The 23,459-nt window shown below is 62.8% G+C and carries 24 protein-coding genes; 14 read left to right on the top strand and 10 right to left on the bottom strand.

Annotation, left to right across the window (positions count from 1 at the left end; all coding sequences use genetic code 11):
* Positions 1 to 4 precede the first annotated feature (4 nt).
* The 6 genes from alc to NPS46_RS23485 all read left to right on the top strand — a co-directional run bounded on the left by alc (position 5) and on the right by NPS46_RS23485 (position 6,674).
* Positions 5 to 1,000, top strand: coding sequence for an allantoicase (gene alc / locus NPS46_RS23510; protein WP_274111508.1), 996 nt, complete (start codon positions 5 to 7; stop codon positions 998 to 1,000).
* Positions 1,001 to 1,084: 84 nt separating this feature from the next.
* On the top strand, positions 1,085 to 1,588 hold the full coding sequence (locus NPS46_RS23505) for an ureidoglycolate lyase (RefSeq protein ID WP_274111507.1): 504 nt from the start codon (positions 1,085 to 1,087) through the stop codon (positions 1,586 to 1,588).
* 52 nt (positions 1,589 to 1,640) lie between these two features.
* Positions 1,641 to 2,894, top strand: a complete 1,254-nt coding sequence (locus tag NPS46_RS23500) for a urate hydroxylase PuuD (protein WP_274111506.1) — start codon at positions 1,641 to 1,643, stop codon at positions 2,892 to 2,894.
* Between the two features lie 151 nt (positions 2,895 to 3,045).
* Positions 3,046 to 4,401 carry a nucleobase:cation symporter-2 family protein gene (locus tag NPS46_RS23495; protein ID WP_274111505.1) on the top strand — a complete coding sequence of 452 codons (1,356 nt, stop codon included), beginning with the start codon at positions 3,046 to 3,048 and terminating at the stop codon, positions 4,399 to 4,401.
* Between the two features lie 464 nt (positions 4,402 to 4,865).
* Entirely contained in the window at positions 4,866 to 5,651 is a 786-nt protein-coding gene (locus NPS46_RS23490) for an outer membrane protein OmpK (RefSeq protein ID WP_274111503.1), read from the top strand.
* A gap of 417 nt (positions 5,652 to 6,068) precedes the next feature.
* Positions 6,069 to 6,674: a TetR/AcrR family transcriptional regulator gene (locus tag NPS46_RS23485; RefSeq protein WP_274111502.1), complete on the top strand. Its 606-nt coding sequence runs from the start codon at positions 6,069 to 6,071 to the stop codon at positions 6,672 to 6,674.
* A 51-nt stretch (positions 6,675 to 6,725) separates the two neighbouring features.
* Here NPS46_RS23485 and NPS46_RS23480 read toward each other — a convergent pair whose 3' ends face one another.
* On the bottom strand, positions 6,726 to 7,166 hold the full coding sequence (locus NPS46_RS23480) for a GlcG/HbpS family heme-binding protein (RefSeq protein ID WP_274111500.1): 441 nt from the start codon (positions 7,164 to 7,166) through the stop codon (positions 6,726 to 6,728).
* Between the two features lie 265 nt (positions 7,167 to 7,431).
* Here NPS46_RS23480 and gcl point away from each other — a divergent pair, with 265 nt between their 5' ends.
* From gcl to NPS46_RS23440, 8 genes are all read left to right on the top strand, one after another.
* Complete coding sequence (gene gcl / locus NPS46_RS23475) at positions 7,432 to 9,207, top strand: glyoxylate carboligase (RefSeq protein WP_274111499.1); 1,776 nt, start codon at positions 7,432 to 7,434, stop codon at positions 9,205 to 9,207.
* A 66-nt stretch (positions 9,208 to 9,273) separates the two neighbouring features.
* Positions 9,274 to 10,056, top strand: coding sequence for a hydroxypyruvate isomerase (gene hyi / locus NPS46_RS23470; protein WP_274111498.1), 783 nt, complete (start codon positions 9,274 to 9,276; stop codon positions 10,054 to 10,056).
* Positions 10,057 to 10,163: 107 nt separating this feature from the next.
* A complete protein-coding gene (locus NPS46_RS23465) occupies positions 10,164 to 11,054 on the top strand; it encodes a 2-hydroxy-3-oxopropionate reductase (RefSeq protein WP_274111496.1) in 891 nt (296 codons plus the stop codon).
* Positions 11,055 to 11,159: 105 nt separating this feature from the next.
* Positions 11,160 to 12,434 carry a glycerate kinase type-2 family protein gene (locus NPS46_RS23460; protein WP_274111495.1) on the top strand — a complete coding sequence of 425 codons (1,275 nt, stop codon included), beginning with the start codon at positions 11,160 to 11,162 and terminating at the stop codon, positions 12,432 to 12,434.
* Positions 12,431 to 13,846, top strand: a complete 1,416-nt coding sequence (gene pyk / locus NPS46_RS23455) for a pyruvate kinase (RefSeq protein ID WP_274111494.1) — start codon at positions 12,431 to 12,433, stop codon at positions 13,844 to 13,846. The genes NPS46_RS23460 and pyk overlap by 4 nt, the downstream gene beginning before the upstream one ends.
* Before the next feature lie 88 nt (positions 13,847 to 13,934).
* On the top strand, positions 13,935 to 14,846 hold the full coding sequence (locus NPS46_RS23450; protein ID WP_274111493.1) for an urea transporter: 912 nt from the start codon (positions 13,935 to 13,937) through the stop codon (positions 14,844 to 14,846).
* A gap of 43 nt (positions 14,847 to 14,889) precedes the next feature.
* Entirely contained in the window at positions 14,890 to 15,714 is an 825-nt protein-coding gene (locus NPS46_RS23445) for an ion transporter (protein WP_274111492.1), read from the top strand.
* A 93-nt stretch (positions 15,715 to 15,807) separates the two neighbouring features.
* The gene (locus NPS46_RS23440; protein ID WP_274111491.1) at positions 15,808 to 16,803 is read left to right on the top strand and encodes a sulfate ABC transporter substrate-binding protein; all 996 of its coding nucleotides are present in this window, start codon (positions 15,808 to 15,810) and stop codon (positions 16,801 to 16,803) included.
* Between the two features lie 98 nt (positions 16,804 to 16,901).
* Here NPS46_RS23440 and NPS46_RS23435 read toward each other — a convergent pair whose 3' ends face one another.
* The 9 genes from NPS46_RS23435 to NPS46_RS23395 all read right to left on the bottom strand — a co-directional run bounded on the left by NPS46_RS23435 (position 16,902) and on the right by NPS46_RS23395 (position 23,448).
* Positions 16,902 to 17,300: a RidA family protein gene (locus NPS46_RS23435; RefSeq protein WP_274111489.1), complete on the bottom strand. Its 399-nt coding sequence runs from the start codon at positions 17,298 to 17,300 to the stop codon at positions 16,902 to 16,904.
* A gap of 171 nt (positions 17,301 to 17,471) precedes the next feature.
* Positions 17,472 to 17,864 carry a hypothetical protein gene (locus NPS46_RS23430; RefSeq protein ID WP_274111487.1) on the bottom strand — a complete coding sequence of 131 codons (393 nt, stop codon included), beginning with the start codon at positions 17,862 to 17,864 and terminating at the stop codon, positions 17,472 to 17,474.
* Positions 17,865 to 17,879: 15 nt separating this feature from the next.
* A complete protein-coding gene (ccmI, locus tag NPS46_RS23425) occupies positions 17,880 to 19,079 on the bottom strand; it encodes a c-type cytochrome biogenesis protein CcmI (RefSeq protein ID WP_274111485.1) in 1,200 nt (399 codons plus the stop codon).
* Positions 19,076 to 19,546, bottom strand: a complete 471-nt coding sequence (locus NPS46_RS23420; protein WP_274111483.1) for a cytochrome c-type biogenesis protein — start codon at positions 19,544 to 19,546, stop codon at positions 19,076 to 19,078. Before NPS46_RS23420 ends, ccmI begins: the two co-directional genes overlap by 4 nt.
* Entirely contained in the window at positions 19,543 to 20,079 is a 537-nt protein-coding gene (locus NPS46_RS23415) for a DsbE family thiol:disulfide interchange protein (RefSeq protein WP_274111481.1), read from the bottom strand. The genes NPS46_RS23420 and NPS46_RS23415 overlap by 4 nt, the downstream gene beginning before the upstream one ends.
* Positions 20,076 to 22,064, bottom strand: a complete 1,989-nt coding sequence (locus NPS46_RS23410; protein ID WP_274111479.1) for a heme lyase CcmF/NrfE family subunit — start codon at positions 22,062 to 22,064, stop codon at positions 20,076 to 20,078. The genes NPS46_RS23415 and NPS46_RS23410 overlap by 4 nt, the downstream gene beginning before the upstream one ends.
* Before the next feature lie 3 nt (positions 22,065 to 22,067).
* A complete protein-coding gene (ccmE, locus tag NPS46_RS23405; RefSeq protein ID WP_274111477.1) occupies positions 22,068 to 22,523 on the bottom strand; it encodes a cytochrome c maturation protein CcmE in 456 nt (151 codons plus the stop codon).
* Positions 22,520 to 22,696 carry a heme exporter protein CcmD gene (ccmD, locus tag NPS46_RS23400; RefSeq protein WP_274111475.1) on the bottom strand — a complete coding sequence of 59 codons (177 nt, stop codon included), beginning with the start codon at positions 22,694 to 22,696 and terminating at the stop codon, positions 22,520 to 22,522. Before ccmD ends, ccmE begins: the two co-directional genes overlap by 4 nt.
* Positions 22,693 to 23,448, bottom strand: a complete 756-nt coding sequence (locus NPS46_RS23395) for a heme ABC transporter permease (protein ID WP_274111473.1) — start codon at positions 23,446 to 23,448, stop codon at positions 22,693 to 22,695. Before NPS46_RS23395 ends, ccmD begins: the two co-directional genes overlap by 4 nt.
* Between the last annotated feature and the right edge of the window lie 11 nt (positions 23,449 to 23,459).

The following is a 23,459-nucleotide window of genomic DNA, read 5'->3' as shown; positions in this document are numbered from 1 at the left end:
AAGAATGAAAGCTTACGCCGTACCTTTCGAGAAGTTCGTCAACCTGGCCGACGCCCGCCTGGGCACCAAGATCATCTCGGTTACCGATGACTGGTTTGCCGACGCCAACCGCCTGTTCCAGCCGACCCCGGCCGTATTCAAGGAGGGCGTTTTCGATGATAACGGCAAGTGGATGGACGGCTGGGAGTCACGCCGCAAGCGCTTCGAAGGTTTCGACAGCGCCGTGATCCGCCTGGGCGTGCCCGGCTCGATCAAGGGCGTGGATATCGACACCTCATTCTTCACCGGCAACTTCCCGCCATCGGCCTCCCTGGAAGCCTGTTTCCTGGCTGAAGGCGAGCCTACCGAGCACACCCAGTGGGTCGAAGTGCTGTCCGCCGTCGAGTTGCAAGGCAACAGCCATCACTATCACGAGATCAGCAACGACCAGGCGTTCAGCCACCTGCGCTTCAATATCTTCCCGGATGGCGGCGTAGCCCGTCTGCGCGTCTACGGCATCCCGTTCCGTGACTGGTCGGCTGTCGGCGACAACGAACAGGTCGACCTGGCAGCCGCCCTGAACGGCGGCCGTGCGCTGGCCTGCTCCGACGAGCACTTCGGCCGCATGGGCAACATCCTCAACCCGGGCCGTGGCATCAACATGGGCGATGGCTGGGAAACCGCACGCCGCCGCACGCCGGGCAACGACTGGGTCATCGTCGCGCTGGGTCATCCGGGCGAGATCGAAAAAATCATCGTCGACACCCTGCACTTCAAGGGCAACTACCCGGACACCTGCTCGATCCAGGGCGCCTTCGTCAAGGGCGGCACCGACAGCCAGATCGAAACCCAGAGCCTGTTCTGGCGTGAACTGCTGCCGAGCCAGAAACTGGAAATGCACGAAGAACACACCTTCTCCGAGCAAATCCGCAACCTGGGCCCGATCACCCATATCCGCCTGAACCTGTTCCCGGACGGTGGTGTAAGCCGCCTGCGCATCCTCGGCAAAGTCGCCAAGTAAGCGCCCGCTTCACGTTCCACTCGATAGGCGCGAGCGTGCTCGCGCCTATCGGCCACACATGAATTCCAAGACAAGAAGAACAGCATGCGCACATTGACGATTGAACCGCTGAGTAAAGAAGCCTTCGCCCCTTTCGGTGACGTGATCGAAACCGACGGCAGCGATCATTTCATGATCAACAACGGTTCGACCATGCGCTTCCACCGTTTGGCCGAGGTGCAGACCGCCTTGCCGGACGACAAGGCGATCATCAGCATCTTTCGCGCCGACGCGCAGGACATGCCGCTGACCGTTCGCATGCTGGAGCGCCATCCGCTGGGCAGCCAGGCGTTTATCCCGCTGCTCGGCAATCCCTTTCTGATCGTGGTCGCGCCCGTTGGCGATGCACCTGTATCGGGTCTGGTCCGCGCCTTTGTCAGTAATGGCAGGCAGGGCATTAATTACCATCGCGGCGTCTGGCACCACCCGGTGCTGACGATCGAAAAGCGGGATGACTTCCTGGTGGTTGATCGCAGTGGCACTGGCAACAACTGCGATGAGCATTTTTTCCAAGAGGATGAGCTGTTGATCCTCGCCCCCCACCAATAAGAGAAGACTCGATCTCTGCTGACCCGGCAGAGACGGGTGAGAGGTAAAGACTGTGGAAGCACATCTGTTGGAATGGCTGAATCTGAGCGTGCGCTGGATTCACATGATCACTGGCGTCGCCTGGATCGGCGCTTCGTTCTACTTCGTCTGGCTGGAAAACAACCTCAATCGGGTCAACCCGAAAGACGGCCTGGCCGGCGATTTGTGGGCAATCCACGGTGGCGGTATCTACCACCTGGAAAAATACAAACTGGCGCCGCCGAGCATGCCGGAAAACCTGCACTGGTTTAAGTGGGAAGCCTACTTCACCTGGATGTCAGGGATCGCGCTGCTGTGCGTGGTGTTCTACTCCAACCCCCTGCTCTACCTCGTTGCCCCTGGCAGTGGCCTGACCGGCCCTGAAGGCGTGGGCATCGGTATCGCCTCGTTGATCGCCGGCTGGTTCGTCTACGACTTCCTCTGCGATTCGGCCTTGGGCAAGCGCCCGGCGCTACTGGGCTTTATCCTGTTCGTGCTGTTGATTGCCGCCGCCTATGGCTTCAGCAAGGTGTTCAGCGGTCGTGGCGCCTACCTGCATGTCGGCGCGATCATCGGCACCATCATGGTTGGCAACGTGTTCCGCATCATCATGCCAGCCCAGCGTGCACTGGTGGCCGCCATCGCCGAGAACCGCACCCCGGACCCGGCACTGCCGGCCAAGGGCCTGCTGCGCTCGCGGCACAACAACTACTTCACGTTGCCGGTGCTGTTCATCATGATCAGCAACCACTTTCCGAGCACCTACGGCAGCGCCTACAACTGGCTGATCCTGGCCGGTATCGCGGTTCTGGCCGTGCTGGTACGCCACTACTTCAACACCCGCCACGACAGCCACAAGTTCGCCTGGACCCTGCCCGTCGCAGCCCTGGGCATGATCTGCCTGGCTTATGTCACCGGCCCGACGCCGATGTCCACCAACCCGGATGTCGCCAAACAGCCTGCCGCTGTCCAGCCTCAGGCAGCCGCTACCGGCGAAACCCCAGCGAGCGCCCCGGCCGTGGCCAGCAACGCATTCGACAAGGTCCATAGCGTGATCCAGGAACGCTGCGCGGTGTGCCATTCGGCCACGCCGACCAGCCCCCTGTTCAGCGCGGCACCCGGCGGCGTGATGTTCGATACGCCGCAGCAGATCCAGCAGATGGCCGCGCGGATCCAGGCCCAGGCGGTGACCACGCAGATCATGCCCCTGGGCAACATCACTCAGATGACCCAGCAGGAACGTGACCTGATCGGCACCTGGATCAGCCAGGGAGCCCGCACCAACTGACACCGGCTACACCCACTTGCGCCCCCGGGGATCACACTATCCCGGGGGCGCAAGTCGAGCGGCGCTTCGGTCGCCCACGCCACACCGTTAAAAAGCTGTGCGCAACGACGCAGCGGTTAATCACAAGAATAAAAAAGATTCGAGGTGTTGCATGTCCGTATCAACCGAAACGCGCGTTTGCGCCGCGCCCGCCATCGAGCGCCTGCCCTTTCTGCAGTTGCTGCTGGTAGGCCTGCAACATGTTCTGCTGATGTACGGAGGCGCCGTTGCCGTTCCTCTGATCATTGGCCAGGCCGCCGGCCTGAGCCGTGAAGAAATCGCTTTTCTGATCAATGCCGACCTGCTGGTCGCCGGGATTGCGACCGTGGTCCAGTCACTGGGCATCGGCCCTGTCGGCATTCGCATGCCCGTCATGATGGGCGCCAGCTTTGCCGCCGTCGGCAGCATGGTCGCCATGGCTGGCATGCCCGGCGTCGGCCTGACCGGTATCTTTGGCGCAACCATCGCCGCGGGCTTCTTCGGCATGCTGATCGCACCCTTTATGTCCAGGATCGTGCGCTTCTTTCCCCCTCTGGTCACTGGCACAGTCATCACCGCCATCGGCCTCTCGCTCTTCCCGGTCGCGGTCAACTGGGCCGGCGGCGGTAGCACGGCGGTGCAGTTCGGCTCGCCCATCTACCTGACCGTCGCCGCCCTGGTCCTGGCGACCATCCTGCTGATCAACCGCTTTATGCGTGGCTTCTGGGTCAATATCTCGGTACTGATCGGCATGGCCATCGGTTACCTGCTGTCGGGCATGATCGGCATGGTCGATCTCAGCGGCCTGGCCCAGGCGCCGTGGCTGCAGGTGGTGACCCCCATGCACTTCGGCATGCCGACCTTTGAACTCGCGCCCATCCTGTCGATGTGCCTGGTGGTAGTGATCATCTTTGTCGAGTCCACCGGCATGTTTATCGCACTGGGCAAGATCACCGACCAGGAAGTCACCCCGCGCATGCTCCGCCGCGGCCTGCTGTGCGACGCCGGAGCCTCGTTCTTCGCCGGTTTCTTCAACACTTTCACCCACTCCTCGTTCGCCCAGAACATTGGCCTGGTGCAGATGACTGGCGTGCGTTGCCGCTCGGTGACCATTGTCGCCGGCGGTTTCCTGATCGTGCTCAGCCTGCTGCCCAAGGCCGCCTACCTGGTCGCCTCGATCCCGCCAGCGGTACTGGGCGGCGCAGCCATCGCCATGTTCGGCATGGTCGCGGCCACCGGGATCAAGATCCTGCAGGAAGCCGATATTGGCGATCGGCGCAACCAACTGCTGGTGGCAGTCAGTGTCGGCATGGGCCTGATCCCCGTGGTGCGTCCGGAGTTCTTTGCCCAGTTGCCCCAGTGGATGGACCCGATCACCCACAGCGGCATCGCCATGGCGACCGTCAGCGCAGTCTCGTTGAACCTACTGTTCAACGTGCTCGGCGGCACCGAGCGTGCAGCCCTCAGCGGCCACATCGAGCAGCACTGAAGCCTGCCTGCTGTTGCCCGACGCACGTTTCGTCGGGCAACAGCCTCCCAGCAAGACAAGCGCAGGCCGCCCACAATGGAAAGAACCTTTCCTGGTCCGCCATCCCCTGCCCCAATTTTGCGAGGGGCGCTCCGTTGCAGGGCACTTGAGCCATTGCGCGCGAGCCAGTATTCTCCGCGGCCGCTCGCGCCAGGCGCACAGGCCCAGACCCCATGAATGTTGACCGCCAAGCCAACTTACCGTGGCTGCGGCCTGCCTCCAAGGCCTTCCCAAATAGCCCGTACCCGCCTGTGCCGCGCACAAGTGAACGGGCTTTTCAGGGTTTACCCAAGCCTTGGCTCAGCTCTTGCTACAAGCAACAAAGCTGACCGATCGGACGATTTTGACAGCGAAGAAAAGGTGCCACACCAGAGCACCGAACCTGCGGATAACCGGCAGAACCACTTACTTTTGGGAGTCACCGAATGAAGCGCATCACCACAAGCCTGATGCTGACCGCCAGCCTGCTGACGGGGAGCCAGGCCATGGCTGGCGAATGGTTGCAATGGCAGAACAACAGCCTGACCTACCTCTACGGCCAGAACTTCGAAGTCAATCCACAGATCCAGCAGACCGTGACCTTCGAGCACGCCGATGCCTGGAAGTACGGCGACAACTTCTTCTTCGTCGACCGGATCTTCTACAACGGCAAGGCTGACGGTAACGTCGGCCCGAGCACCTACTACGGCGAGTTCAGCCCACGCCTGTCGTTTGGCAAGATCTTCGACCAGAAGCTGGAGTTCGGCCCGATCAAGGATGTGCTGCTGGCCATGACCTACGAGTTCGGCGAAGGCGACAACGAGTCCTACCTGATCGGCCCGGGCTTCGACCTGGCAATCCCCGGTTTCGACTACTTCCAGCTGAACTTCTACCAGCGCCAGACCGAAGGCAGCCGCGCCGGTGATGGCGTCTGGCAGATCACCCCGGTCTGGGCCTACACCCTGCCCGTGGGCAAATCGGACATCCTGATCGACGGCTTTATCGACTGGGTGGTCGACAACGACCAGACCCGCAAGGGCACGTACCAGGCCAACCTGCACATCAACCCGCAGATCAAGTACGACCTGGGCAAGGCCATGAGCTGGGGCGAGAAGCAGTTGTATGTCGGTATCGAATACGACTACTGGAAGAACAAGTACGGGATCAAGGACAGCCCGAACTTCGACACCGACCAGAACACCGCCAGCCTGCTGGTCAAGTTCCACTTCTAAGCCACATCGCTGGCACGAACGGTCGCCGTTCGTGCCACGCTCCCCCATCGCCTTCCAGGCTCTGGATCAGAACCAATGGCGCCTTCAGCGCGCGACCGTCGACCCGCCATGACCTGCCCCTTGCGCCCCCGTCGGTAAACGCCAGCGACGCCAGGACGCCCTCGGCCTGACCCAACTTACGTCCACCCCGTTGCTCTGCATAAACCGTCCAGCCCATTGCCCTTGGGCCCAGTCGCGGCACTGAGCGTGAGCCACGCGCCGGCCACCCATTCAGCGCCCGGACTTTTTCGCTCAGACAGAAGTAAGACAGATGCGTAGGACTCTAATCAAAACCCCGGCGCCAGGCATTCTTGAGCCCCCTAGAAGCCCGGTGCTACCATGGGCAACCGCCCGTACAGGCAAGGATTTCCCCGGCTTATGAGCACTATCCGTGAACGCAACAAAGAACTGATTCTGCGCGCAGCCAGCGAGGAGTTTGCCGACAAGGGTTTCGCCGCCACCAAGACCAGCGATATCGCGGCCAAGGCCGGACTGCCCAAGCCCAATGTGTACTACTACTTCAAATCCAAGGAAAACCTCTATCGCGAGGTTCTGGAAAGCATTATCGAGCCGATTCTGCAGGCCTCGACCCCGTTCAACGCCGATGGCGTACCCGGTGAAGTGCTCAGTGGCTATATCCGCTCGAAGATCCGCATCTCGCGCGAACTGCCGTTTGCCTCGAAGGTCTTCGCCAGCGAAATCATGCACGGCGCACCGCACCTGAGCCCCGACCTGGTGGAGCAACTCAATGCCCAGGCCCGGCATAATATCGACTGCATCCAGGGCTGGATCGACCGTGGCCAGATCGCGCCCATCGACCCTCACCACCTGATGTTCAGCATCTGGGCCGCGACCCAGACCTACGCCGATTTCGACTGGCAGATCTCCACGATCACCGGCAAAGCCAAGCTCGATGACAGCGACTACGAAGCCGCTGCCCAAACCATTATCCGCCTGGTCCTCAAGGGCTGCGCACCCGACTGAGCGACGCTGCCAGCGTCAACCGCCGGCAGCACCTTCTGTATGCGCCTGCCTTCAGGCAGTCGCCCCGGCGTCCGCACACAGCCCTTCGGCCTCGATGGCGCTGATCGCACATTGCTCGTCGATGTCCGAGGTATCCCCCGTGATCCCCACGGCGCCTAGAACCCTGCCCGCCTGATCACGAATCAGCACCCCACCCGGCGCCGGCACCACACTGCCCTGGCCCAGGCTATTGAGCGCAGCAATAAACGCCGGGCGCTGCTGCGCGTCCAGCGCCAGCAGACGCGAGCCCTTGCCCAGGGCAATCGCGCCCCAGGCCTTGCCAATGGCGATCTGTGGCCGGAGCAAGCTGGCGCCGTCCTCGCGCTGCAACGTAATCAGATGCCCGCCACTGTCGAGTACCGCAATGGTCAGCGGGGCTGCAGCAATCTGCCGACCCGCAGCGATGGCCTGGTTCGCCAGGTTGACTGCGACTTTCAAGGTTAAAGCGCTCATGGGTGCCGTCCTTATTTGTGTGAATCGGAAAGCCTGGGGATCTTCCGTGGAAAACCCGATGGAATAAATAGAACACAATAGAAGATGTTTTTGTATACAATAATTTCGCCATGGCAAATCAAACCGATTCAGAACCCTATTTTCAGGGGGTTCCGATGAAAGCACTCGCTGCCAGAGAAAATGGATTGACCTGCACCATCGGCCGTGAATAAACTCGGCGAAAAGCCACTTGTATACAATTACAAAACGTAAGAGGCACAAAACCATGAGCAAAATGAGAGCAATCGAAGCCGCCGTTCTGGTGATGCGCCGCGAAGGGGTCGATACGGCCTTTGGCATCCCAGGCGCCGCGATCAACCCGCTGTATTCGGCCCTGCAGAAGGTCGGCGGCATCGATCACGTGCTCGCTCGCCACGTCGAAGGCGCCTCGCACATGGCCGAGGGTTACACCCGGACCAAAGCCGGCAACATCGGCGTCTGCATCGGCACTTCCGGCCCGGCCGGTACCGATATGGTCACGGGCCTCTACAGCGCCTCGGCCGACTCGATCCCGATCCTGTGCATCACCGGCCAGGCCCCCCGTGCCCGCCTGCACAAGGAAGACTTCCAGGCCGTGGATATCACCAGCATCGTCAAGCCGGTGACCAAGTGGGCGACCACCGTCCTCGAACCCGGCCAGGTGCCCTACGCCTTCCAGAAAGCCTTCTACGAAATGCGCTCCGGGCGTCCCGGCCCCGTGCTGATCGACCTGCCGTTCGACGTGCAGATGGCTGAAATCGAATTCGATATCGACGCCTACGAGCCACTGCCACTGGCCAAGCCCAGCGCCACGCGCGTCCAGGTGGAAAAGGCCCTGGCGCTGCTCGACCAGGCCGAACGTCCCTTGCTGGTCAGCGGTGGCGGCGTGATCAATGCCGACGCCAGCGACCTGCTGGTGGAATTCGCCGAACTGACCGGGATTCCGGTTATCCCGACCCTGATGGGCTGGGGCACTATCCCTGACGATCACCCGTTGATGGTGGGCATGGTCGGCCTGCAAACGTCCCACCGCTACGGCAACGCCACCCTGCTCAAGTCCGATGTGGTCCTGGGTGTGGGTAACCGCTGGGCCAACCGCCACACCGGCTCGGTCGACGTGTACACCGAAGGCCGGCGCTTTATCCATGTCGATATCGAACCAACCCAGATCGGCCGCGTGTTCAACCCGGACCTGGGCATCGTGTCCGATGCCGGCGCCGCGCTGAAAGTCTTTATCGAAGTGGCCCGCGAATGGAAAGCCGCCGGCAAGCTCAAGGACCGCAGCGCCTGGCTGCAGGATTGCCAGCAGCGCAAGGCATCCCTGCACCGCAAGACCCACTTCGACAACGTGCCGGTCAAACCGCAGCGCGTTTACGAAGAGATGAACCAAGTCTTCGGCCAGGACACCTGCTACGTCAGCACCATCGGTCTATCGCAGATTGCCGGCGCGCAGTTCCTGCACGTCTACAAGCCGCGCCACTGGATCAACTGCGGCCAGGCCGGCCCGCTGGGCTGGACCATTCCGGCGGCACTGGGCGTGGTCAAGGCCGACCCGAGCCGCAAGGTCGTGGCCCTGTCCGGCGACTATGACTTCCAGTTCATGATCGAAGAGCTGGCCGTCGGCGCACAATTCAAGCTGCCGTACATCCACGTCGTGGTGAACAACTCCTACCTGGGGCTGATCCGCCAGGCCCAGCGCGGCTTCGACATGGACTATTGCGTCCAGTTGTCCTTCGATAACCTCAATGCCCCCGAGCTCAACGGTTATGGCGTCGACCATGTGGCCGTCGCCGAAGGCCTGGGTTGCAAAGCCCTGCGCGTCTTCGAACCGTCCGAGATCCAGCCGGCGCTGCGCAAGGCCCAGGCCATGATCGAAGAATTCAAGGTTCCGGTGATCGTTGAGATTATTCTGGAGCGCGTGACCAACATTTCCATGGGCACCGAGATCAACGCCGTCAACGAATTCGAAGACCTGGCGCTGGTCGGCAACGACGCGCCGACCGCGATTTCGCTGCTCGACTGATCCCTCTACCGTGGCCGCCTGCCCTGGGCGGCGGCCACGGATTCAGCCGCTTTACAGGAGACCACCATGCCGCGTTTTGCTGCCAACCTGTCCATGCTGTTCACCGAACAGGATTTCCTGGCCCGCTTCAAAGCCGCCGCCGAGGCCGGCTTCAGTGGTGTCGAGTACCTCTTCCCCTACGAATACAACTCCGCCGAGCTCAAGGCGCAACTTGACGCCCATGGCCTGACCCAGGTGCTGTTCAACCTGCCGGCCGGCGATTGGGCCAAGGGCGAACGCGGCCTGGCCTGCCACCCCGACCGCATCGAAGAATTCCGCGCCGGCGTCACTCTGGCCATCGCCTACGCCCAGGTGCTGGGCAATACCCAGGTCAACTGCCTGGCCGGTATCCGCCCGCAAGGCGTGGATGACGCCCTGGTGGAAAAAACCTTTGTCGACAACCTCAAGTACGCCGCCGACAAACTCCAGGCCGCCGGCATCAAGCTGGTGATGGAAGCAATCAACACCCGCGACATCCCCGGCTTCTACCTGAACAACACCCGCCAGGCCCTGGCGATTCGCGAACAGGTCGCCAGCGCCAACCTGTTCCTGCAGTACGACATCTACCACATGCAAATCATGGAAGGTGACCTGGCGCGGACCATGGCCAACCACCTGGGCGAGATCAACCATATCCAGCTCGCCGACAACCCGGGCCGCAACGAACCCGGCACAGGCGAGATCAACTACCGCTTCCTGTTCGAACACCTGGACCGCATCGGCTACCAGGGCTGGGTCGGCTGCGAATACAAACCGTTGACCACCACCGAAGCGGGTCTGGGTTGGCTGAAAAGCCACAACGCAATCTAACGCGCCCCATTCCCGGCAGGCGCGAACGCGCGACAGCGATCCATCTGAACAGCGCTGAGCGCAATCCCGCTCGCTCGCGCGGCACCCAATAAAAAGAGGACTTACTCATGGCTAAAATCGGTTTTATCGGCACCGGCATCATGGGCCATCCCATGGCATCCAACCTGCAGAAAGCAGGTCACAGCCTGTTTCTGTCGTCCCAGCGCGACGCGCCACCGGCTGACCTGATCGCCGCCGGCGGCATCGCCTTGGCCAATCCGAAGGAAGTGGCCCAGGAAGCTGAATTCATTATCATCATGGTCCCCGACACCCCCCATGTCGAAGACGTGCTGTTCAGCGCCAATGGCGTAGCCGAAGGCCTGGGGCCGAACAAGATCGTGATCGACATGAGTTCGATCTCGCCTTCCGCGACCAAAGCCTTCGCCCAGAAAGTCAACGCCACCGGCGCCCAGTACCTCGACGCGCCGGTCTCCGGCGGCGAAGTCGGGGCCAAGGCCGCGTCCCTGAGCATCATGGTCGGCGGCGATAGCCAGGCCTATGCCCGCGCCCTGCCGCTGTTCCAGAACATGGGCAAGAACATCACCCTGGTCGGTGGCAATGGCGACGGCCAGACCGCCAAGGTCGCCAACCAGATCATCGTCGCACTCAACATCCAGGCGGTGGCCGAAGCCCTGCTGTTCGCCGCGAAGAACGGTGCTGACCCGGCGAAGGTGCGTGAAGCGCTGATGGGCGGCTTTGCCTCCTCGCGTATCCTCGAAGTCCACGGCGAGCGCATGATCAAGGGCACTTTCGATCCGGGCTTTCGAATCAACCTGCACCAGAAGGACCTCAACCTGGCCCTGGCCGGTGCACGCGAGCTGGGCATCAACCTGCCCAACACCGCCAACGCACAACAGGTCTTCAGCACCTGCGCGGCCATCGGCGGCGCGAACTGGGACCACTCGGCACTGATCAAGGGCCTGGAACACATGGCGAACTTCTCGATTCGCGAGCAGTAAGCCGGGTCTGATCGCGAGCCAGCCCGCGCCTATTGGCGCTGCCGGGCTCGCGATTGCCCCAGACCCTCGCGCCACCTCCAAAAACAATAAATCCGGGAGCCCGCCATGTCGGTCGATCCGCAAGAATTCCTGCGCCAGCTGTTTGCCACGGCCATCGACGCCGCGCACCCGCAACACGTCCTCGAACCCTACCTCCCCGCCGATCGCAGCGGCCGCGTGATTGTCATCGGCGCCGGCAAGGCGGCCGCTGCCATGGCCCAGGTGGTCGAGCGCTGCTGGCAGGGCGAGGTCAGCGGGCTGGTCGTCACCCGCTACGGCCACGGCGCCAGTTGCCAGAAGATCGAAGTGGTCGAGGCCGCGCACCCGGTCCCCGATGCGGCCGGCCTGGCCGTGGCCCAGCGGGTGCTGGCCATGATTAGCGACCTCAAGGACAGCGACCGGGTGATTTTCCTGCTTTCCGGTGGTGGCTCCGCCCTGCTCGCCCTGCCGGCGGCCGGTATCACCCTGGCGGACAAGCAGACGATCAACAAGGCCCTGCTCAAATCCGGCGCGACCATCGGCGAGATGAACTGCGTACGCAAGCACCTCTCGGCCATCAAGGGCGGCCGCCTGGCCAAGGCCTGCTGGCCAGCCAGCGTCTACACCTATGCCATTTCCGATGTACCGGGCGACGAAGCCTCGGTCATCGCTTCCGGCCCCACCGTGGCCGACCCCAGCACCTCGGCCGATGCCCTGGCGATCCTCAAGCGCTATGCCATCGAGGTGCCGGTCGCGGTGCGCAACTGGCTGAATAACCCCGACTCGGAAACCGTCAAACCCGGCGATCCCCATCTGGCCCGTAGCCACTTCCAGATGATCGCCCGGCCCCAGCAGTCCCTCGAAGCGGCTGCAGTCAAGGCCCGCCAGGCCGGTTTCAGCCCGCTGATCCTCGGCGACCTGGAAGGCGAAGCGCGGGAAGTGGCGAAGGTCCATGCCGGCATCACCCGCCAGATCATCCAGCACGGCCAACCACTGGCCGCGCCCTGCGTGATCCTGTCCGGCGGCGAGACCACCGTAACCGTGCGCGGTAACGGCCGCGGCGGGCGCAACGCCGAATTCCTGCTCAGCCTGACCGACAGCCTCAAGGGCCTGCCCGGGGTCTATGCCCTGGCCGGCGACACCGATGGCATCGACGGCTCCGAAGACAACGCCGGCGCCCTGATGACACCCCACAGCTACGGTCGCGCCCAGGCCCTGGGCCTGAACGCCAGCGACGAGCTGGACAACAACAATGGCTACGGCTATTTCGCCGCGCTGGATGCCTTGATCGTGACCGAGCCGACCCGGACCAATGTCAACGACTTGCGCGCCATCCTGATTCTTGAGAGCCCAGAACAATGACACCGAATAAAAAGGTCAAGATCCTCGCCACCCTCGGTCCAGCCACCCATGGCATCGAGGATATCCGCGAGCTGGTGGAAGCCGGCGTGAATATTTTCCGCCTCAACTTCAGCCACGGCGAACATGCCGACCACGCCCAGCGCTTCCAGTGGATCCGTGAAGTCGAGCGCCAACTCAACTACCCGCTGGGCATCCTGATGGACCTGCAAGGGCCAAAGCTGCGCGTGGGGCGCCTGGCCGAGGGCAAGGTGCAACTGGTTCGCGGCCAGGCCCTGCGCCTGGACCTGGATCCGACGCCCGGCGACGTGCACCGTGTCAACCTGCCTCACCCGGAGATCATCGCGGCACTGGAGCCGGGCATGGAACTGCTGGTCGATGACGGCCGCCTGCGCCTGAAAGTGACCACCAAATACGCCGACGCCATCGACACCACCGTACTCAATGGCGGCGAGCTGTCCGATCGCAAGGGCGTCAACGTGCCCCAGGCCCTGCTGGAACTCAGCCCGCTGACCGCCAAGGATCGCCGTGACCTGAATTTCGGCCTGGAGCTGGGTGTGGACTGGGTGGCGCTGTCGTTTGTCCAGCGCCCGGAAGACATGCTCGAAGCCCGCACGCTGATTGGCGACAAGGCCTACCTGATGGCCAAGATCGAGAAACCCTCGGCAGTCGAACGCCTGCGTGAAATCGCCGAGCTCAGCGACGCCATCATGGTGGCCCGTGGCGACCTGGGCGTCGAAGTGCCGGCCGAAAGCGTGCCGCAAATCCAGAAAAACATCATCAGCACCTGCCGCCAACTCGGCAAGCCGGTGGTGGTCGCGACCCAAATGCTCGAGTCGATGCGCTTTTCCCCGGCCCCCACGCGAGCGGAAGTCACCGACGTGGCCAATGCCGTGGCCGAAGGCGCCGATGCCGTGATGCTCTCGGCCGAAACCGCCTCGGGCGACTACCCGCTAGAAGCGGTGCAGATGATGAGCAAGATCATTCGCCAGGTCGAAAGCGGCCCCGACTACCAGAACCAGCTCGATGTCAGCCGGCCCCAGGCCGAAGCCACGGTGTCGGACGCCATCAGTTGCGCGATCCGTCGGATCAGCCGGATCCTGCCGGTCGCGGTGCTGGTCAACTACAGCGAATCGGGCAGTTCCACCCTGCGCGCCGCCCGCGAACGGCCGGCGGTGCCGATCCTCAACCTGACGCCCAATCTGCAGACCGCACGGCGCCTGAGCGTGGCCTGGGGCGTGCATTCGGTGGTCAATGACCGTTTGCGCCAGGTCGACGAAATCTGCTCCACCGCCCTGGAAATCGCCCAGGCCCAGGGCCTCGCCAAGCGCGGCGATACCTTGCTGATTACGGCCGGCGTGCCGTTTGGCCAGCCGGGTTCGACCAATTCGCTGCGTATCGAAACCCTGGTCTAAAAAGTCTCGCGAGCCCGCTCGCGCCTCACCGCATCGGTAGGCACGAAAGGGCCCGCGAGCCGCTCTCCATTCCCCAGACGCGCCCTTCATGTATTCACACCATTTCAACCAGCACTGCCCCGACTGGGCCACAGCCCTGCTCAACGGCTTTAGCCAGATTTTTCTCCAGCGCCACCCCCTGTGTGGCCTGCTCTGCCTACTGGCCATTCTTTTCAGCGCCCCGAGCCTGCTCGGCGGCGCGCTGCTGGGTGGCGTCGCCGGCCTGCTGACCGCCCAGCGGCGCGGCTATGCCAAGGCCGAACGCCAGGCCGGGCTCTACAGTTACAACGGCGTGTTGCTAGGCCTACTGCTCAGCCAGCAACTGGCCTGGTCCGTCCTGCTCTGGCCACTGATCATCGCCGCCGGCGGCCTGAGCGCGATCTTCACCCAGCAATGGTTCAAGCGCGCACGCGATCCCGCCAGCCTGCCGACCTATACCACCCCGTTCGTAGCCCTTGCCTGGCTCTTGTTGAGTCTCGCAGAGGTGCAGCCTGCCAGCAGTCCCTCAACACTCGCCATCAGTGGGCCCAACCTGCTGGCGGCGCTGTTCCAGGGCCTGGGCCAGATCATGCTGCTGGAGCGGCCCCTGGCCGGCGGCCTGATTGTCCTCGGCCTATTCCTGGCCAGCCGTCGGGCGGCGTTCTGGGCGCTGTGCGGCTCCGCTGCCGGGCTGGCGTTCGGCGTGCTCTACCACGATGCCCAGGGTGCCCTGCTCGGCCTCACCGGCTACAACCCGGCGCTGGCCGCCCTGGCATTGAGCCAGGTCAGCCGCCGGCCCTGGTGGCCGCTGAGCGGTATAACCCTGGCCATCCTGCTGGCGCCCGGCTTTGCCAGCCTCGGCCTGCCGGCCCTGACCGCGCCCTTTATTCTGGCCTGCTGGCTGGCCCGTGCCAGCGCCCGGCTGTTCTGCCCCGTGAAGGACAAACCGGCGACCGTGGCTGGCTTGCGCATTGACCGTTAATCGCCCAGGCTTGCCACACACCCCGCTTGGACCCCCCTGTGCTATGAGCCGCAACACCGATTGGCGCCAACGTCTTTACGTCGTGATCTTCCAGACCGATACCCTGGCGGGAAGGCGCTTTGACAGCACCCTGCTCCTGATTATCCTGGCCAGCCTGGCAGTGGTGGTGGTCGACAGCATCGACAGCATCCACCGCGACTACGCCAAGCTGCTGGCCTATATCGAATGGGGCTTTACCCTGGTCTTCGCCATCGAATATGGCCTACGGCTCTATTGCTCGCCCAAACCATTGCGCTATGCGTTCAGCTTCTATGGGTTGGTCGACCTGCTGGCCATCGTGCCGGGGATCCTCGCCCTGTATTACAGTGACGCCCAGTACCTGTTGATCATCCGTATCATCCGCATGCTGCGCATCTTTCGCGTACTCAAGCTAGGGCCCTACCTCAAGCAGGCCCATTACCTGCTGTCGGCACTGCGGGGCAGCAAGCAGAAAATCATCGTCTTCCTGGCCAGCGTCTCGACCCTGGTCACCGTATTCGGCACCCTGATGTACGTGGTCGAAGGCCCGGAACACGGCTTTACCAGCATTCCCGTCGGCATCTACTGGGCTATCGTGACCCTCACCACGGTCGGCTTCGGCGATATCGTGCCCAAGACGCCGCTGGGTCAGGTCATCTCCTCCATGGTGATGATCACCGGCTACTCGGTTATCGCCGTGCCGACGGGGATCTTTACGGCCGAACTGGCCAACGCCATGCGCGGCGAAGAGCTCAAGCACGACTGCCCGGTGTGCCGTAAAAAGCAGCACGAACAGCACGCGGCCTACTGCTCGCGATGCGGAAATGCGCTATTTAAGAAATTGGAATAAGCACAGTACTTTTTAATCTTTAAACGACTATGCAAGGCCCGCTATAGTCACTGGCAAATTGCCCTCATTTCCAACTACAACAAGGATCGCGCAGTGAAAAAACTCGTTAGTGCCTCTCTTCTCGCCGCAGGCCTGGCTTTGGGCAGCATGGCCCAGGCCGCACCGACCCTGCTGAACGTGTCCTACGACGTGATGCGCGACTTCTACAAGGATTACAACGCCGCGTTCCAGAAACACTGGCAGGCCGAGCACAAGGAAAATATCGCCCTGCAGATGTCCTTCGGCGGCTCGAGCAAGCAAGCGCGTTCGGTGATCGACGGGCTGCCAGCCGATGTCATTACCATGAACATGGCCACTGATATCAACGCCCTGGTCGACAACGGCAAACTGGTCCCGGACAACTGGGTCACCCGCCTACCGAACAACAGCGCACCGTTCACCTCCGCCACGGTGTTTATCGTGCGCAAGGGCAACCCCAAGGCTCTGAAAGACTGGCCCGACCTGCTCAAGGATGGCGTGCAAGTGATCGTACCCAACCCGAAAACCTCGGGTAACGGCCGCTACACCTACCTGTCCGCCTGGGGCTATGTGCTGAAGAACGGCGGCGATGAAAACAAGGCCAAGGACTTTGTCGGCAAACTGTTCAAGCAGGCGCCGGTGCTCGATACCGGTGGCCGCGCAGCGACCACCACCTTTATGACCAACCAGATCGGCGACGTGCTGGTGACCTTCGAAAACGAAGCCGAGATGATCGCGCGCGAGTTCGGTCGCGATCAGTTCGAGGTGATCTACCCAAGCGTTTCCGCCGAAGCCGAGCCGCCGGTAACCGTGGTCGACAAAGTCGTCGACAAGAAAGGCACCCGCGCCGTCGCCGAGGCGTACCTGAAGTACCTCTGGTCTCCGGAAGGCCAGGAAATCGCCGCCAACAACTATTTGCGTCCACGTGACCCGAACGTATTGGCCAAGTACACCGACCGCTTCCCGAAAGTCGACTTCCTCTCGGTAGAGAAGACCTTTGGTGACTGGCGCACCGTGCAGAAGACCCACTTCAATGATGGTGGCGTGTTCGACCAGATCTACGCCCAGTAAGCCCGCCCAAAAAAACCTGTAGGCGCTGCTGCCTACAGGTAAGGCAAATACCTCCATCCGACACCCTGCCTGCGCAGGGTGTTTTTTATGTGCCAGGATCAGGGCAAGGCCGCTTCGGCCTCGATTTCGATCAGCCATTGCGGCAACGACAACCCACTGACGATGATCCAGGAAGAAGGCGGCGGATCCACCGGGAAGCACTCGCGCAACACGCTGACTAGGGCGTCCTGCTCTTCGCGCGCTGACTCGGCGATATAGATACGCAGCATCACCACATGCTCCAACCCCCCACCCACTTCCGCCAGCAGCGTGGCAATATTTGCCAGCGCCGCCCGGCTCTGCTCCAGCAGACCCGGGCCGACGGTGCGCTCGTTGGCATCGACGCCGACCTGGCCGGACAGCAACAGCCGCCGCCCGCCTCGGACCTCCATGGCCTGGCTGAAACCGTATTGCAGGGTGTTGAAGACGGTGGGCGGGTTGAGTGCAGTCTTGTGCATAGGCAACTCCAAAGGGGCAAGGTCTGAACAGCGCGCAGCGTTGATAGCGCCTTGGCCAGCAACTCGCAATACCGCGCAACACCTTGAAATCATTGCCCTGAAGAGAAAGCCCTCACGACGTCGATGGTCAGGAAACCTGCCATCCGTCGTCTCTGTGTCTCGCCCCTGGCCTCACTGTCCGAATTTGCGCCCCAGTCCGGCGGGCACACCGTTGATGTTGGTTTCTTCCCACGGTCCCTGCGGGCTGATCGAACGGCTCCAGCCATTGCTCCAGCGGTAGTAGGTGCGCTGGCGGTAGAAGGTATTGGGCTGTGTGTCGAGCACGTAAACACCCAACTGGGCATCCCAGTGGCTGGCACCGCCCGGTGGCGGGGCGAAGGTTGCGGAGGTGCGGGGCAGCGCCTTGGGTGCCTGGGGAATGGGCTTGTCCGGCACCGAGGGCGGCAGTGTCGGCCGAGTGGCCGGTGGCAGCGGCGGCGCACCGGGGGCGCCTGGCCGCTGGACCGCACAAGCGCTCAACCCCAGAACCAGACTTAACAGGGTGATGCGAGCGATGGCGGTCATAAGGATTTCTCTAGGTTATTGGTCCGGGCTGTCGATGATCAGTTGCTGCTGCGCGGTGGTGCTGCTCGCCAATGGCTGGCTGCGTCCGACCCACTCGCCGGCAGTCGGCTGACCGGCGCGGGAGATCCGTGCCATCAGTTGGACTTCAGGGAAGTTCGACAGTTTCAGTTGCGGCATCATTGCATCGGCATCGCCCAACTCTACCGTGGCCGGCAGATCGGCCACCGTCAGACGCTTGGCGGCCAATGGCGCTGGCGGGCCGGACACGGCGCGCGCGAAGATAAACACACTGTCGCCCGGCTGAACCTTGGCCTTGAGCGCTGGCGCCAGGTCGACCCGGACCTTGAGCACTGCGGCCGCCTTGGCCGGTGGCGTTGCCGCTACCTGACCGCCGGCACCGAGTTTCTCGCGCGCCTTGTCGATACCGCCCTGCAACGCCGTAGCGGAACTGTCGCCTGCTGGCAGCAGGGCCAGCAGCCGCTCCCAGTAGCCAATAGCGTCCTGATAGCGTTCGGCCTCAAAAGCCGCGATCCCGAGCAGACCCAGGCTGGTGACTTCATTGGGATCGGCCTTCAGGGCTTCGTCAGTCAGCGCCTGAAGCTTGTCGGACCATTGCTTGCCGTCGGCGAAATACTGGGCCTGGGCCCACTGGCCCAGCAGCTCCGGCTGACGGCCGGCCAGGGCGGCGGCGCGTTCAAAGACTTTCGCCGCTTCGGCGGCCCGTTCCTGGGCCATATAGGCACGCCCGAGGAAGTACAGGCCTTCGGCGGAATCCGGTTGGGCCAGCGCAGCACGCTCCAGGCGCTGGGTCATGTCCGCCAGGGAGGTCGGCGGCTGGGAGAACTCCTGGGTCAGTTGGACCTTGTCGCTCGCCCCGAAATGCAGGTACAAGCCCAGCCCCACCACCGGCACCAGTACCGCGGCCAGCACGGGAAACCATTTGCCCAGGCGGGCCACGCGGGTCGGCTCGCCGCCCTCGGTATCGGCCAGCAATTCGCGCGCCGCTTCGGCGCGGCCGCTTTCCATCTGCTCGGCGCTCAGCACGCCTTCGGCCTGCTGGGCCTGCAGTTCAGCCAGGCGCTCCTGATAAAGCGCCACGTTCAGCGCGGTACGATCCTCTTCACGCTGGGCACGACGGCCGCGCAAAACCGGAATCAGCAGAAAACTCAGGGCTACCAGTAACAGCAGGCCTGCTGCGAGCCAGAAATCAATCATGGGTGGTCTTTATCCAACAGTTGGTCGAGGCGCTGACGCTCCTCAACGGAAAGCGTGTCCGAAGTGTCGGCGTGCTCGGCACGGCGACGGCGAACGATCAGACCGATCACCAGCACACCGCCCAGCAGCAGCGCGGCGGGACCGAACCAGAGCAGTGCGGTCTTGCCCGTCAGGGCCGGCTTGTAGCGGACGAAATCGCCATAGCGGTCGACCATAAAGCCGATGATCTGCTCATTGTCCTTGCCTTCGCCAAGCATGCGGAAGATCTCCCGGCGCAGGTCCATGGCAATCGGCGAATTGGAATCAGCGATGTCCTGGTTCTGGCATTTGGGGCAACGCAGCTCTTTGGTCAGGTCGCGAAAACGCTCGCGATCGGCCTCGTTGGCGAACTCATAGGTGTCGATGGCCGCATGGGCCACGCCCGCGAGGCTCAGCCCCAGGGCGATCGCAGCGATCCAGCGCTTCATGGCCGCGCCTCGTCAACCAGGCCCTGGTACAGGCTGGCCAGTTGCTCGCGCCAGACCACTTCGTCGATCACCCCGACAAACTTGTGGCGGATGATGCCCTTGGCGTCGATCAGGAACGTCTCCGGCGCGCCGTAGACCCCCAGATTCAAGCCCAGGGTGCCGTCTTCGTCACGGATATCCAGCTGATAAGGGTTGTGGAACTCGCTCAGCCACTTCAGGGCCGCGGCATTGTCGTCCTTGTAGTTGATGCCGTAGATCACCACGCCCTGCTCGGCCAGCTTGTTGAGCACCGGGTGCTCGACCCGGCAGGAAATGCACCAGGTGCCCCAGACGTTGACCAGCGCCGGCTTGCCCAGCAGGTCAGCCTGGGTCAGGGTGCGGTCGCCCTGTACATTCGGCAGGGAAAACTCCGGCAGCGGTTTGCCGATCATCGCCGACGGCAACTCGGCCGGGTCCAGGTACAGGCCCCGATAGAGAAACACCGCCACCAACAGAAACACCGCCAGCGGCACAATCATCAACCAGCGTTTCATGCCGTCGCTCCCTTCATGCCCAGTGCTTCGCGCACCTGGCTCTTGACCTTGACCCGATAGCGCCGATCCAGCGCTGCCAGCAAGCCACCAAAACCGGTGAGCAGACCGCCGAACCAGATCCAGCGCACGAACGGTTTGACGTGCACGCGTACCGCCCAGGCGCCATCGCCCAGCGGCTCGCCGAGGGCGACATAGAGGTCGCGGGTGAAACCGGCATCGATGCCGGCTTCGGTCATCATTGAGTTCTGCACCGTGTACAGACGTTTCTCCGGATGCAACACGCTGATTTCGCGGCCGTCGCGCAGCACTCGGATGGTGCCTTTGTCGGACGTAAAGTTCGGCCCTTCAAAGTGCTTGGCGCCCTCGAAGACGAACTGGTAGCCGGCCAGGTCCATGGACTCGCCCGGGGCCAGGCGCAAGTCGCGCTCGGCGCTGTTCTGGCTCGACAGCACCACGCCCAGGGCACACACCGCGATCCCGATATGGGCCACCTGCATGCCCCAGTAGCTGCGGGTCAGGCTGGGCAGGCCCTTGATCAGGCCTTTGTGGCGGGTCTTGTCGAGAATGTCGCGCACGCCGGCCAGCAGTACCCAGGCCGCCAGCAGGAACGTCGCCAGCACCGCCCAGTTGAAATCGCCATAGGCGAACCCGGCGACCACCGCCAGGACCACGCTACCCAGCAGCACCGGCGAGAGCATGCCCACCAGCCACTTCACCGGGGTGTCTTTCCAGCGCACCAGCACACCGACCGCCATGACCACCATCAGCAAGGCCATCAACGGGATAAACAGCGCATTGAAGTACGGCGGGCCGACCGACAGCTTGGCCCCGGTCAGCGCGTCGAGTACCAGCGGATAGAGCGTACCGAGCAGGATCATCGCCGCAGCGACCACCAACACCAGGTTATTGCCCAACAGCAGGGTTTCACGCGACCACAGGTTGAAGCCGACATGGCTCTTGACCACCGGTGCCCGCAGGGCGAACAGCGTCAGGGAACCACCGACGACAAACAGCAGGAAAATCAGGATAAACACCCCGCGCTCCGGGTCGGACGCAAAGGCGTGAACCGAAGTCAGCACCCCGGAACGCACCAGGAACGTGCCCAGCAGGCTCAGGGAGAACGCGGCGATCGCCAGCAACACGGTCCAGCTCTTGAACACGCCACGTTTTTCGGTCACGGCCAGGGAGTGAATCAGCGCAGTGCCGACCAGCCAGGGCATGAAGGAAGCGTTTTCCACCGGGTCCCAGAACCACCAGCCGCCCCAGCCGAGTTCGTAGTAGGCCCACCAGGAACCCAGGGTGATACCGATCCCCAGGAAAGCCCAGGCCACGATGGTCCACGGCCGCGACCAGCGGGCCCAGGCGGCATCCAGGCGGCCGCCGAGCAAGGCGGCAATGGCAAAGGCAAAGGCTACGGAGAAGCCGACATAGCCCATGTAGAGCATCGGCGGATGCACGATCAGGCCGATATCCTGCAGCAGCGGGTTGAGGTCGCGGCCATTGGCCGGAATCTGCGGCAGAATGCGTACGAACGGGTTCGAGGTGATGATCAGGAACGACATAAAGCCGGTGCTGATCATGCCCATGACCGCCAGGACCCGTGCCAACATCACCTGGGGCAGTTGGCGGGAGAACACCGATACCGCAAAGATCCAGCCCCCGAGAATCAGCGCCCACAGCAGCAGGGAACCTTCGTGGGCACCCCAGACCGCACTGAACTTGTAGTACCAGGGCAAGGCACTGTTGGAGTTGCTGGCCACATAGGCCACGGAGAAATCATCGGCCATAAAGGCGTAGGTCAGGCAACCGAAGGAAAACGCCAGGAAGGCGAACAGGCCCCAGGCCGCCGGCTGAGCCAGACTCATCCACAGACGGTCGCCACGCCAGGCACCGAGCAACGGCACGACGGCCAGCACCACGGAGAAGCACAGGGCGAGGATCATCGCCAACTGGCCGAGCTCCGGGATATACAGTTGGGCAAGCATGGGTCAGCCCTCCTTCGCAGGGACAGGGGCGGACTGGCCGCTTTCATTGAGCGCCTTGGTGACTTCCGGCGGCATGTACTTCTCGTCGTGCTTGGCCAGTACCTCATCGGCGACCACCACACCCTCGGCGTTGAGCTTGCCCAGGGCGACGATGCCCTGCCCTTCGCGGAACAGGTCCGGAAGAATGCCGCGATAGGTGATGGTCACGGACTTGTTGAAGTCAGTGACCACGAATGTCACATCCAGGGAGTCGCCCGAGCGTTGCAGCGAACCAGCCTCGACCATGCCACCGGCACGGATGCGCGTGTCCAGCGGCGCTTCGCCATTGGCGATCTGGGTCGGGGTGTAGAACAGATTGATATTCTGCTGCAGGGCGCTCAGGGCCAAGGCGACAGCGGCGCCGACCCCGACCAGGATGGCGAGGATGATCAATAGACGCTTTTTACGCAGCGGATTCACTTCAAGGTCTCCCGGCGCAGACGACGCGCCTCCTGTTGCAGATAACGCCGGCGAGCCAGGATCGGCGCCGCCACGTTGAGGGCCAGGACCGCCAGGCTGATGCCATAGGCCGACCAGACATACAGGCCGTGATGGCCCATGGCAAAAAAGTCACCCAGGGACGCGAAACTCATCGTGTCACCTCCAGTTCACTCAGCACCTGGGCCTTGACCCAACTGCTGCGGGCTTCGCGCTTGAGCACTTCCAGGCGCATGCGCAGCAGCAACACCGCACCGAAGAAACAGTAGAAACCCAGCACGGTGAGCAGCAGCGGCAGCCACATCTCCACCGGCATGGCCGGTTTTTCGGTGAGGGTAAAGGTCGCGCCCTGGTGCAGGGTGTTCCACCACTCCACCGAGTACTTGATGATCGGGATATTGATCACACCGACAATCGCCAACACCGCGCAGGCTTTCGCCGCGCTGTCACGATTACTGATGGCGTTGCCCAGGGCAATAAGACCGAAGTACAGGAACAGCAGGATCAGCATCGAGGTCAGTCGCGCATCCCAGACCCACCACGAGCCCCAGGTTGGCTTGCCCCAGATTGCCCCGGTGACCAGCGCCACGGCGGTCATCCAGGCACCGATGGGCGCCGCGCATTGCAGGGCGACGTCGGCCAGTTTCATTTTCCAGACCAACCCGACGATGCCGCAGACCGCCAGCATCACGTACACCGACTGGGCCAGCATGGCGGCCGGTACGTGGATATAGATGATCCGAAAGCTGTTGCCCTGCTGGTAGTCCGGCGGCGCAAATGCCAGGCCCCAGACCACACCGACGCCGATCAGCAGCACCGCGGCGACACTCAACCAGGGCAGCATCCGGCCACTGATGCCATAAAACCACTTGGGTGAGCCGAGCTTATGAAACCAAGTCCAGTTCATTACTGTTTCCA

Source organism: Pseudomonas putida, assembly GCF_028682395.1.
In the GTDB taxonomy this organism is placed as follows: Bacteria; Pseudomonadota; Gammaproteobacteria; order Pseudomonadales; family Pseudomonadaceae; genus Aquipseudomonas; species Aquipseudomonas putida_AB.
This window is presented reverse-complemented; position numbering and strand designations above follow the sequence as displayed.

Excerpts from the sequence above, each read along its gene's own strand:
- alc (WP_274111508.1), top strand. The coding sequence starts at position 5 with ATGAAAGCTTACGCCGTACCTTTCGAGAAGTTCGTCAACCTGGCCGAC.
- NPS46_RS23505 (WP_274111507.1), top strand. The coding sequence starts at position 1,085 with ATGCGCACATTGACGATTGAACCGCTGAGTAAAGAAGCCTTCGCCCCT.
- NPS46_RS23495 (WP_274111505.1), top strand. The coding sequence starts at position 3,046 with ATGTCCGTATCAACCGAAACGCGCGTTTGCGCCGCGCCCGCCATCGAG.
- NPS46_RS23490 (WP_274111503.1), top strand. The coding sequence starts at position 4,866 with ATGAAGCGCATCACCACAAGCCTGATGCTGACCGCCAGCCTGCTGACG.
- NPS46_RS23485 (WP_274111502.1), top strand. The coding sequence starts at position 6,069 with ATGAGCACTATCCGTGAACGCAACAAAGAACTGATTCTGCGCGCAGCC.
- NPS46_RS23480 (WP_274111500.1), bottom strand. The coding sequence starts at position 7,166 with ATGAGCGCTTTAACCTTGAAAGTCGCAGTCAACCTGGCGAACCAGGCC.
- gcl (WP_274111499.1), top strand. The coding sequence starts at position 7,432 with ATGAGCAAAATGAGAGCAATCGAAGCCGCCGTTCTGGTGATGCGCCGC.
- hyi (WP_274111498.1), top strand. The coding sequence starts at position 9,274 with ATGCCGCGTTTTGCTGCCAACCTGTCCATGCTGTTCACCGAACAGGAT.
- NPS46_RS23465 (WP_274111496.1), top strand. The coding sequence starts at position 10,164 with ATGGCTAAAATCGGTTTTATCGGCACCGGCATCATGGGCCATCCCATG.
- NPS46_RS23460 (WP_274111495.1), top strand. The coding sequence starts at position 11,160 with ATGTCGGTCGATCCGCAAGAATTCCTGCGCCAGCTGTTTGCCACGGCC.
- pyk (WP_274111494.1), top strand. The coding sequence starts at position 12,431 with ATGACACCGAATAAAAAGGTCAAGATCCTCGCCACCCTCGGTCCAGCC.
- NPS46_RS23450 (WP_274111493.1), top strand. The coding sequence starts at position 13,935 with ATGTATTCACACCATTTCAACCAGCACTGCCCCGACTGGGCCACAGCC.
- NPS46_RS23445 (WP_274111492.1), top strand. The coding sequence starts at position 14,890 with ATGAGCCGCAACACCGATTGGCGCCAACGTCTTTACGTCGTGATCTTC.
- NPS46_RS23435 (WP_274111489.1), bottom strand. The coding sequence starts at position 17,300 with ATGCACAAGACTGCACTCAACCCGCCCACCGTCTTCAACACCCTGCAA.
- NPS46_RS23430 (WP_274111487.1), bottom strand. The coding sequence starts at position 17,864 with ATGACCGCCATCGCTCGCATCACCCTGTTAAGTCTGGTTCTGGGGTTG.
- ccmI (WP_274111485.1), bottom strand. The coding sequence starts at position 19,079 with ATGATTGATTTCTGGCTCGCAGCAGGCCTGCTGTTACTGGTAGCCCTG.
- NPS46_RS23420 (WP_274111483.1), bottom strand. The coding sequence starts at position 19,546 with ATGAAGCGCTGGATCGCTGCGATCGCCCTGGGGCTGAGCCTCGCGGGC.
- NPS46_RS23415 (WP_274111481.1), bottom strand. The coding sequence starts at position 20,079 with ATGAAACGCTGGTTGATGATTGTGCCGCTGGCGGTGTTTCTGTTGGTG.
- NPS46_RS23410 (WP_274111479.1), bottom strand. The coding sequence starts at position 22,064 with ATGCTTGCCCAACTGTATATCCCGGAGCTCGGCCAGTTGGCGATGATC.
- ccmD (WP_274111475.1), bottom strand. The coding sequence starts at position 22,696 with ATGAGTTTCGCGTCCCTGGGTGACTTTTTTGCCATGGGCCATCACGGC.
- NPS46_RS23395 (WP_274111473.1), bottom strand. The coding sequence starts at position 23,448 with ATGAACTGGACTTGGTTTCATAAGCTCGGCTCACCCAAGTGGTTTTAT.